The organism is Streptomyces sp. NPDC050508 (assembly GCF_040655155.1).
Taxonomy (GTDB): Bacteria; Actinomycetota; Actinomycetes; order Streptomycetales; family Streptomycetaceae; genus Streptomyces.
Map to the genome: position 1 here is coordinate 86,025 of NZ_JBFAJJ010000020.1, position 8,186 is coordinate 94,210.

General features: G+C 70.8%; 8 protein-coding genes. 4 read left to right on the forward strand and 4 right to left on the reverse strand.

What is annotated here, in order from left to right:
* Nucleotides 1-2 precede the first annotated feature (2 nt).
* The 3 genes from AB0I69_RS40250 (at nt 3) to AB0I69_RS40260 (ending at nt 2,616) form a co-directional block, all read left to right on the forward strand.
* The gene (locus tag AB0I69_RS40250) at nt 3-230 is read left to right on the forward strand and encodes a hypothetical protein (protein WP_363100736.1); all 228 of its coding nucleotides are present in this window, start codon (nt 3-5) and stop codon (nt 228-230) included.
* Nucleotides 231-388: 158 nt separating this feature from the next.
* Entirely contained in the window at nt 389-1,900 is a 1,512-nt protein-coding gene (locus AB0I69_RS40255) for an amidohydrolase (protein WP_363100737.1), read from the forward strand.
* Between the two features lie 59 nt (nt 1,901-1,959).
* Complete coding sequence (locus tag AB0I69_RS40260) at nt 1,960-2,616, forward strand: isochorismatase family protein (RefSeq protein WP_363100739.1); 657 nt, start codon at nt 1,960-1,962, stop codon at nt 2,614-2,616.
* 66 nt (nt 2,617-2,682) lie between these two features.
* On the opposite strand, the gene AB0I69_RS40265 is transcribed toward AB0I69_RS40260, so the two are convergent.
* Nucleotides 2,683-4,005 (reverse strand): lysine N(6)-hydroxylase/L-ornithine N(5)-oxygenase family protein, encoded by a 1,323-nt coding sequence (locus AB0I69_RS40265; RefSeq protein ID WP_363100740.1) that lies wholly within the window; start codon nt 4,003-4,005, stop codon nt 2,683-2,685.
* Between the two features lie 83 nt (nt 4,006-4,088).
* On the opposite strand from AB0I69_RS40265, the gene AB0I69_RS40270 reads away from it, so the two are divergent.
* Nucleotides 4,089-5,042, forward strand: a complete 954-nt coding sequence (locus AB0I69_RS40270) for a methionyl-tRNA formyltransferase (RefSeq protein WP_363100741.1) — start codon at nt 4,089-4,091, stop codon at nt 5,040-5,042.
* Between the two features lie 37 nt (nt 5,043-5,079).
* Here the strand turns inward: AB0I69_RS40270 and AB0I69_RS40275 are convergent, their stop codons facing one another.
* Genes AB0I69_RS40275 through AB0I69_RS40285 form a run of 3 tightly spaced genes read right to left on the reverse strand, consistent with a single transcriptional unit; the run spans nt 5,080 to nt 8,082 of the window.
* Nucleotides 5,080-5,982, reverse strand: a complete 903-nt coding sequence (locus tag AB0I69_RS40275) for an ABC transporter ATP-binding protein (protein ID WP_363100742.1) — start codon at nt 5,980-5,982, stop codon at nt 5,080-5,082.
* A 4-nt stretch (nt 5,983-5,986) separates the two neighbouring features.
* Nucleotides 5,987-7,060 (reverse strand): iron chelate uptake ABC transporter family permease subunit, encoded by a 1,074-nt coding sequence (locus AB0I69_RS40280; RefSeq protein ID WP_363100743.1) that lies wholly within the window; start codon nt 7,058-7,060, stop codon nt 5,987-5,989.
* A complete protein-coding gene (locus tag AB0I69_RS40285) occupies nt 7,057-8,082 on the reverse strand; it encodes an iron ABC transporter permease (protein WP_363100744.1) in 1,026 nt (341 codons plus the stop codon). Before AB0I69_RS40285 ends, AB0I69_RS40280 begins: the two co-directional genes overlap by 4 nt.
* Between the last annotated feature and the right edge of the window lie 104 nt (nt 8,083-8,186).

Here is an 8,186-nt window from a genome sequence, read left to right on the forward strand (position 1 = left end):
TCATGGTCGACAGTCGTGCTCGGTGGCGGCTGCGAGCCTGTGCGGTGGCGTTGCTCCTGCTCGGCGGCGGCACGATCGTGGCTTCCCTGCAGGACAGCGATCCGTGGTGGTCCTGGTTGCCGCATCTGTGGCAGGGCGTGCTGTCGGTCGCCCTCGGCCTCCTCCTGTTCGCGGCTGGTGGTCGTCGCCGTCGGTGGAGAGTGAAGAAGCGCAGCCTTCCGCCGTTGTAGGGCCGCCCGTGTGTGCGTGCGGGCGTGGACAGTTGGAGATGGCCGAGCGGGGGACCCGGACACGGCCCGCGAGGTAAGGTAAGGCTTACTTTACTTAGTGGATTCGGTTGAGGGGTGCCCCCTCGGCGTTCCCCCTGTGTGGGGCGATGGAGGCTCATATGGCAGACAACGCAAGCGCCCCGGCGCCCGCGCTGACGCTCACCCGGGTGCGGCTCGGGGCCGGCGGGCCGCTCACCCGGCTGCGGGTGGCGGACGGACGGATCACCTACGTCGTCCCGGAAACGGAAACGGGCACGGGTGCGGACGCCGTGGCCAGCGGTGAGCGGGTCCTCGATCTCGGCGGGCGCGTGTTGTTGCCGGGACTGTGGGACGCCCACGTCCACCTCGCGGAGTGGGCGGGCGCCCGGCACCGGCTGGACCTGGCCGGTACCGCCTCCGCGCGGGCCGTGGCGGACCTCGTCCGGGAACGCGCCGGGGCGTCCGAAGGCACGGTGCTCTACGGGTACGGGTTCCGCGACGGACTGTGGCCCGACGCCCCGCACAAGACGCTGCTCGACGCGGTGCTGCCCGACCGGCCGGTCGCCCTGGTCAGCGCCGATCTGCATGCCGCGTGGCTCAACTCCGCCTGCCTGGCCCTCGTCGGCCGGGGCGACCACCCCACCGGACTGCTCAGGGAACACGAGGCCCACGAAGTCCTCTCCGCCCTCCCCGCAGCACCGGCCGAGGTCGTCGACGGCTGGATCGAAGAGGCCTGCCGGGCCGCCGCCGCGCGCGGGGTCACCGGCGTCATCGACTTCCAGTTCGGCGACACGGTGGGGGACTGGGAGCGGCGCTCGGCCCAATTCCGGCCCGCCGTACGGGTGTCGGCCGCCGTCTATCCGAGCCGCCTGGACGCGGCGGTCAAGCGCGGGCTGCGCACGGGGGACGCCGTCGGTGAGGACGGCGGCTTGGTCCGGGTGGGGCCGCTGAAGCTCTTCACGGACGGTTCGCTCAACACCCGTACCGCCCTGTGCCGCGACCCCTACCCGGGACTTGAGGGCACGGACGGCGCGCACGGCATCGAGGAGACGGCGCCCGACGAGCTCGTACGGCTCATGCGGCACGCCGCCGCGCATGGCATCGAACCCGCCGTGCACGCCATCGGCGACCGCGCCAACACCGTTGCCCTGGACGCCTTCGAGGCGGTGCGCTGCCGCGGCCGGATCGAGCACGCGCAGTTGCTGAGCCCTCAAGACCTGCCGCGATTCGCCCAGTTGGGGGTCGTCGCGGGGGTGCAGCCCCGGCACGCGACGGACGATCGCGATGTCGCCGACCGGCACTGGGCCGGACGTACCGAACGCGCCTTCGCCTATGGTGATCTGCTCGCCGCCGGGGCGCGGCTGGAGTTCGGCTCGGACGCTCCGGTCTCACCGCTCGACCCATGGCTCGCCATCGCGTCCGCCGTCGTCCGCACCGACGACGAACGCCCCGCCTGGCACCCGGAGCAACGCCTGTCCGTCCCGGACGCGTTGGTCGCCGCGGCGCGCGGACGCCGGCTCATCAGGGTCGGCGATCCGGCCGACCTGGTGGTCGTCGACGTGGACCCGCTGGACGCCGACCCGGACACCCTGCGCGCGATGCCCGTGCACGCCACGATGACGAACGGCCGCTGGACACATGGGCCTTACTGAGGCGGTCCGGTGTCCCGAGTTCCCCACGACGTCCGACGACCGGTGAGAGGCCGACGCGCATGCCGTCATCCGACCTGATCCCGTACGACATGCCCGGCGCCGCCGCGCTGCCCCCGGACCGCACCGGCTGGTCCGTCGACCCGCGCCGTGCCGCCCTGCTGGTCCTGAACGTCCAGAACCACTTCCTGCACGTGCTGCGCGAGTGCTCCGCACCCGTTGGGCAACTCCTGGGCGGAGTAGTCCTGTTGGCGGAGTCGGCTCGGGCAGCGGGCATCCCCGTGCTGTACACCCTCAAGACCGCCGAGCGTGAACCGGACGGGCGCGAGACCAGTTTCGGTCACCCGCGGCTGCCCGGTGGCGAGGACTCCCGGGACGTCGTGGACGCGATCCGGCCGCAGGTCGGCGACAGCGTGCTGGTCGCCAAGCGGTTCAGTGCCTTCGCGGGCACTCGACTACGGCGCAGGCTCGCGGAGTTGGGGCGCGATCAGCCGGTGATCGTCGGTGTGTTCGCGCGCACGCAGGTACTGCTGACCGCCGCCGACGCGTGGATGCAGGACATGGAGCCCTTCGTCGTCGCGGACGCGGTGGCCGACCGGGCGCACGAGGATCACCGGATGGCCGTCGACTGGATCGCGGCGACCTGCGGGGCCGTGAGGACCGTGTGGGGTGTGGCGGATGTGTTCGGCGGGCCCGAGTCCTCGACGCGGGTGGCCTGAAAGTCGTACGACGAACCCCGGGCCCGGAAGGGACCGTACCCTCCGGGCCCGGGGAGTTGTGGGGCGTCAGACGGGCAGTTGCGCCGCCTGTACCGAGCGGTGGATCTCCTCCGCCCGCACCGCGACCGTCGACAGCAGGGTGCTGGTCAGACCGTGGGTGTGCTCGGTGCCGCCCTGGAGGTAGAGGCCGGCCGTCACCTCCGGGACCGTCTCGACCCGGTGGTCCCGGCCGACGCGGACCTCGTCGCCGTCGTCCCGCAGGCAGAGCTTCGCCGCCTCGCCGAGCAGCGAACTCAGGTCGCGGGGCCGGTAACCGGTGGCGAGCACCAGCACGTCGGCGGACAGCACCTGCTTCTCGCCGGTGGGCAGGAACTCCACTGCGACGTCGAGACCGCCGTCCGTCGCGGGGTCGACGGCGCGGATCCGGGAGACGTTGAGGAAGCGCAGCCGTTCCCGTCCGGCCACCTTCTCCCGGTAGGCGGTGGCGTACAGGGACTCGATCAACTCCATGTCGACCACGGAGTAGTTGGTGGAGCGGTGGTAGTCGATGAGTGACTGCTTGACCTCGGACGGGGCCGAGAAGTAGACGTCCACCGCCTCCGGGTCGAAGATGCGGTTCGCGAACGGGCTGTCGTCGGCCGGGGTGTAGCCGTATTTGGCGAAGACCGAGCACACCTCGGCGTCCGGGAAGGTGCGGTGCAGGTAGTCCACCGCCTCGGCGGCACTCTGTCCGGCGCCGAGCACCACAGCACGCCGCACCAACTTGCCCGCGTCGGCGAGTTCGGTCGCGCGGGGGATCAACTCGCTGTTGTGCCAGATCCGTTCGGCCAGTTCGAGACCCGGCGGAACGTGTGGCTCAAGGCCCATCGCCACGCTGATGTTGCGGGCCCGCCGGGTCACCGTCGTACCGGAACCGGCAGGGTCGTGGCTGGTGACGTCGAAGAAGGCGACCTCGCCGTCGTCGCCGCGCACCGGGTCGACCGAGACGACCTCACTGCCGTAGGAGACCAGGTGGGAGACCCGATCGGCCGCCCACTCGAAGTACTCGTGGAACTCCACGCGCAGCGGGAAGAGGGTCTTCTGGTTCAGGAAGTCGATCAGTCTGCCCTGTTCGCGCAGGAAGCAGAGGAAGCTGTAGTCGCTGGTCGGATTCCGCAGCGTGACCAGGTCCTTGAGGAACGACACCTGCATCGTGGCGTCGTCGATCAGCATGCCCCGGTGCCAGCCGAAGCGCGGCTGGCGTTCCAGGAACAGGGCGTTGAGACGGCTGTCTGCCGGAAGGCTCTTGTTGTGCTCCTCAACCGCTATGGACAGAGCGAGATTTGACGGACCGAATCCGATTCCGAGTATGTCGTGGACCACTTCGGAATCCATGAGCGGTGACTTCACCGTGGCATCGCCTCCCTCAGGCAGCCCAATGCTAGATAAGGTAAGGCTTACCTTGCAATGAGTCGTTGAAGGGAAGGACCGTCATGCGGGTCGTCATGCTCGGCTATCAGACCTGGGGTCACCGCACGCTGCAGGCGCTGCTGGACTCCGACCACGAGGTCGTGTCCGTCGTCACCCACCCGAAAAGTGAGCATGCCTACGAGAAGATCTGGGACGACAGCGTCGCCGAACTCGCCGAGAAGAACGACGTCCCCGTCCTGCTCCGCAACCGCCCCGACGACACCGAACTCCTCGACGCCGTACGGGAAGCACGGCCGGACATCATCGTCGCCAACAACTGGCGGACCTGGCTGCCCCCGGAGCTGTTCGACCTCCCGCCGCACGGCACCCTCAACGTCCACGACTCGCTGCTGCCGTCGTACGCGGGCTTCTCGCCGATCATCTGGGCGCTCCTGAACGACGAGCCGCGCGTCGGCGTCACCGCGCACCGCATGAACGGCGAACTCGACGCCGGGGACGTCCTGATCCAGCGCTCGGTGCCGGTCGGACCCACCGACACGGCGACCGACCTGTTCCACCGGACCGTCGACCTCATCGCCCCCATCGTGCGCGAGTCGCTCGACCTCATCGCCTCCGGCCGCGACGCCGGCCAGTGGGTGCCACAGGACCGCGGTCGCGCCAGTTTCTTCCACAAGCGGTCGGCCGAGGACAGCCGTATCGACTGGAGTTGGCCCGCGGAACGCCTGGAGCGCCTCGTCCGGGCCCAGTCGGACCCGTACCCGAACGCGTACGCCTTCCACCGCGGCGAGCGGCTCAGGATCGTCTCCGCGGCCGTCTCGGAGGGACGCTACGGCGGCACCCCGGGCCGGATCTTCATCCGCGAGGGCGACGGCGTGGTCATAGTGGCGGGCCCCGAAGCCCATACCGGGCGCGGTCGGGGGCTGTTGGTACGCCGGGTGCGTACGGACGACGGCACCGAGTACGCGGCCGGTGACTACTTCCGCACGATGGGTGGGTACTTGACGTCCCGGCCCTGAACGACCCTAGGGGCCCTGCCAGTTGAGGTGGGGCCCCTCATCGGGTCGTGACGGCGTCCTCGGCCCGCGCGTTGCCGTCGGAGTTGCCCTCGGTGTTGCCGTCGTGGTGGTGCCGTCCCAGCGGGATCACCAACGGCGTGCCGCTGACCGGGTCGGGTGTGATCCGGCAGCGCAGGTCGAAGACGTCCTCGACCGTGGCCTCGGTGACGACGTCGGCGGGCGCGCCCTCGGCGACGATCCGGCCGGCCTTCATGGCGATGACGTGATCGGCGTACCGGCAGGCCTGGTTGAGGTCGTGCAGCACCATCACGACCGTGCGGCCCTCACGCCGGTTGAGGTCCGTGATCAGGTCCAGTACGTCGATCTGGTGGGCGAGGTCGAGATAGGTCGTCGGCTCGTCGAGGAGCAGCACCGGGGTGCCCTGGGCGACGGCCATGGCGATCCACGCGCGTTGCCGCTGGCCGCCGGAGAGTTCGTCGACCGGGCGCTCGGCGAGCTCCGTCAGGTTGGTCGCCTCAAGGGCCGCGTGCACGGCCTCCTCGTCCGCCGCCGACCACTGTCGCCACCAGGTCTGGTGCGGGGAACGGCCCCGGCCCACCAGGTCGAGGACGGTCAGCCCCTCCGGCGCCACCGGCGTCTGCGGCAAGATACCCAGTTTGCGGGCGAGTTCACGGGTCGGTACGGAACGCAGTGCGACGCCGTCCAGCTCCACCACGCCCTGACGCGGAGCGAGCAGCCGGGCGAGCGCCCGCAACAGGGTCGATTTCCCACAGGCGTTGGCGCCGACGATGGCCGTGATCCGGCCGGTCGGCACGGTGAGGTCCAGGTTCTCGACGACCGCCCTGCCGTCGTAGGCGAGATGCAGGTTCCGCGCGCGCAACTCGGGCCCCGGGACCGGTGGTTCGGACGTCCGCGGGGCGCGCGGGTCAGTGGTCGACATGCGATCAGCCTCCAGAGCCCGCGCGGTTGACGCGGATGAGCAGCCACAGCAGGACCGGCGCGCCGAGGGCACCGGTGACGATCCCGACCGGTAGTTCCGTCCCGGGGATCGCCTCGCGGGCGAGGAGATCGGAGCCGAGGACGACGAACGCGCCGGTGAGACCGGAGACGAGCAGGGGCGGCGACGAGGTGCCCGCCAGCCGCTGGGCGATCTGCGGGCAGGCCAGCGCGACGAAGGCCACCGGACCGGCCGCCGCCGTACCGAACGCGACAAGGCCCACACCGGCCAACAGCAGTGCCAGCCGGACGGGTTGGACGGGTGTGCCGAGTCCGGCGGCCACGTCGTCGCCGAGCATCAGCGTGCGCATCCAGCGGCCCATGCCCAGGGTGATCGGCAGCAGCACGGCCAGGGCGATGGCCAGCGAGTCCACCTGGCTCCAGGTCCGGCCGTTGAGGTTGCCGACCAGCCAGCCGAGGGCCGCTTCCGCCTCGAACCGACTGCCGCGCGCCACAAGGAAGTTGGTGGCACTGGAGCAGATCCAGGACACCCCGATGCCGACGAGGATGATGCGGTACCCGGTGGCCCCGCCCTTCCATGCCAGCGCGTACACGAGCAGCGCGGTGGCCAGCGCCCCGAGCAACCCCAGCGTGGACAGCCCGAGTCCGCCGGTCCAGCCCAGAACGACCGCCGCCACGACGGCGGTTCCGGCGCCCTCGGTGAGCCCGATCATGTCGGGGCTGGCCAGCGGATTGCGGGTCATCGTCTGGAACACCGCCCCGGAGACCCCGAACGCGACGCCGACCAGCAGCCCGACGAGCGCGCGTGGCAGCCGTAGATCCTGGACGACGATGACCGTGCCCGCGTCGCCCGCGCCCCAGAGTGCCCTGATGACGTCGGTGAAGGCCACGGGATAGTCGCCGATGGTCAGACCCCAGCAGAACAGCAGGAAGGCGCCGACACCGACGCCAACTCCCGTGAGGAGCAGGCGCGGACGCAGTACGCCGGACACCGGAGGGACGGCCAGCCGGAACGGCCGGTTGCCCAGAGTGGCTGGTGACGGTGGTGCGGGCACGCTCATACCTCCGCGAGCTTCCGGCGGCGGACCAGGACGATGAAGAACGGGCCGCCGAGGAAGGCGACGAGGACACCGGCCTGGATCTCGGTCGGGCGGTCCACCATCCGGCCCAGGATGTCGGCGGACAGCAGCAGGACGGGCGCGAGCGCGGCGGACAGCGGCAGCAGCCACCGGTAGTCGGGGCCGATGCCGACCCACTGCGCGAGGACCCGGGCGATGTGCGGGACGACCAGACCGAGGAAGACCACGGGACCGATGACGGCGACGGACGCACCGGTCAACAGCACGACGGCGGTGACCCCTTGGAGCCGGACCAGACCCAGCCGCCGTCCCAGGGAGGCGGCCACGTCGTCGCCGAGGGCCATGCTGTTGAGGGCGGGCGCGCAGGACAGGGCCAGTACGGCGCCGACGGCGAGGAAGGGCAGGATGCGTACGAGGTCGCCGGAGTCCTGGTCGGCCAGCGTGCCGGCGGACCAGAAGCGGTAGCGGTCCAGCGCGTCCTCGTCGGTCAGGACGATGGCGCTGGTGAACGACTGGAGCAGCGAGGTCACGGCGACCCCGGCGAGCGCCAGTTTGACCGGTGTGGCCCCGGACCGGCCCAGCCGGCCGAGGAAGAAGACCACGACACTCGCGACGAGCGCCCCGCCGAACGCGAACCACACATAGCCGTACAGCGAGGTGGCCCCGAGCACGCCGACCGCCAGGACGATCGCGAAGGACGCCCCGGCGCTCACCCCGAGGATCCCCGGGTCCGCGAGCGGATTGCGGGTCAGGGCCTGCATCAGCGCGCCGGACAGGCCGAGCGCGGCGCCCGTCGTCAGGCCGAGCAGGGTGCGGGGCACGCGTACCGACCAGATGACGTTGTCGATCAGGCGGCTGGGTGGATGGCCGAGGACCGAGCGCACAACCTGGTCGAGCGGGACGCTGAGCGCGCCCAGTGCCACGGACAGCAGGGACAGCAGGACGAGGAGGGTGACGACCAGTGCCACCAGCACCGTGGTGCGGAGCCTTCTGCCTGAAGCCACGTGCCGGTCTCCATGTCGTCTTCCGGGCCATCTTCCGTGCTCCGGAGCCCTGTTGGCGGATCACCGGACAGCCCTCTCGGCAGCTTAGGTGAGCATAACCTCAG